Consider the following 1,571-nt stretch of genomic DNA (forward strand, 5'->3'; position numbering starts at 1 on the left):
TGTGCGCGAATTCTTCCTGGCTGCCGCCCAGCGCCTCAACCTAGCCATAACCCCAGGGAAGCGGTCGGGGGTCTACCAGGTTAGCGTCGGCTCCGAAGCCACTGCCACCTTGCCGGAAGCCATTAGCCTGGCCCTGACCTCTCCCAAAGGCGGGCGTTGGCTAATCAGCTTCGACTCTCCCACGCCCGAAGGTGCCGAATACATTGGCCGCAACCACCGCGTCGTGGTTGCCCTGGCCCAGTTTTTGCTGGAGGAAGCCCTCGACAACCCAGAGAAAGGGGATGCTGTCGTCTCCCGCTGCGGCGCTCTACGCACCCGAGCGGTAGTTGATCTTACAACTCTACTGCTGCTGCGGGTGCGCTACCTGGTGGAGCAACCCCAGAGGCAGCCTCTCTTGGCGGAAGAGGTGCTGGTGCTAGGCGGTGTTGGCCTGGAGAGCGGCGAGGCCCGCTGGCTGGAGACGGGCGCAGTTCTCCAACTGCTGGCCACGGCCAAGCCGGATGAGAACCTACCGCTAGCGGAAAAGCGGGAGCTGGTTCAGCATCTCCTGGCCTGTCTCGGCCCGTGGCAGGAGACAGAGGAAAACTGGGGAAGGGATCACCGGCTGCAGCAGGCGGCGCGGGAGCGGATTTTGCAGCGTGCTGCTGAGCTGGAGGCTGCCCATAGGCGCATCCGCCAAGCCGTGTCCCTACAGGGGCGGGGGCTGAAGGTGAAGCCGCAGCTTCCCCCCGATCTTTTAGGACTCCTTGTTCTCCAACCGGTGGTTTGCCGATGAGCGAGTTTTCTGGGGTACGCATCGAAGGAGGCCTGTTGGGGCCCGATATTCTCGAAAAGCTGCTGGCAGGGGATCTGCCAGGACAGAAGCCAGAAGACTTCGGCTTTAACAGCAAGCGCGGCCCAGTCGAAGAGATTGCCGCGGTCTTTGCCGATTGTCGAAAGTACTGGGAGGCCTTCCAGAGCCGCCTGCAGCGCCTGCCCGAAAGCGATCTCGCCACCAGCATCACCCGCGATGCCTGGGCGATCCCCTTCTTCAGTTTGCTGGGGATCGAGGTGCGCTATCAACCGCGCGCCTGCGAGGTGGACGGAATGAACTTCCCCATCTCGCATCGCATGGGCGAGGCGGAAGACGCGCCACCGGTGCACATCGTCGGCGCGCGCCAGGAGCTGGGCCGCGTGCCGGCTTCTGGCCGGCCTCGCCTGGCACCCCACTCGCTGCTGCAGGAGTATCTCAACCGCAGCGAGCACCTCTGGGGCATTGTTACCAACGGATTGACCCTGCGCCTCCTGCGGGACTCCACCTATGTGCGTCGGCAGGCCTATGTGGAGTTTGACCTGAAGCAGATCCTAGAGGAGCAGCGGTTTAACGACTTTGCCATCCTCTTTCGGCTGCTGCACCGCAGCCGCTTGCCCCAAACGGCAGAGCTAGCAGGGGATTGTCTGCTGGAAAAGTACTACCAACAGGCCCTGGAGCAGGGTGGCCGGGTACGGGAACGGCTGCGGGAGGGGGTTGAGGAGTGCATCAGGTTGCTGGCAAATGGGTTCCTGGCCCATCCCAAGAACCAGAGGCTGAG

At 63.2% G+C, this 1,571-nt stretch carries 2 pseudogenes; both read left to right on the plus strand.

The window, feature by feature from the left end:
- Positions 1-775: pseudogene (locus NW838_RS00255) on the plus strand (helicase); the annotation flags it as partial.
- Positions 772-1,571, plus strand: a pseudogene (locus NW838_RS00260) (hypothetical protein); the annotation flags it as partial. The pseudogenes NW838_RS00255 and NW838_RS00260, both read left to right, overlap by 4 nt.

The sequence above is a fragment of the Synechococcus sp. R55.2 genome (genome assembly GCF_047462075.1).
In the GTDB taxonomy this organism is placed as follows: Bacteria; Cyanobacteriota; Cyanobacteriia; order Thermostichales; family Thermostichaceae; genus Thermostichus.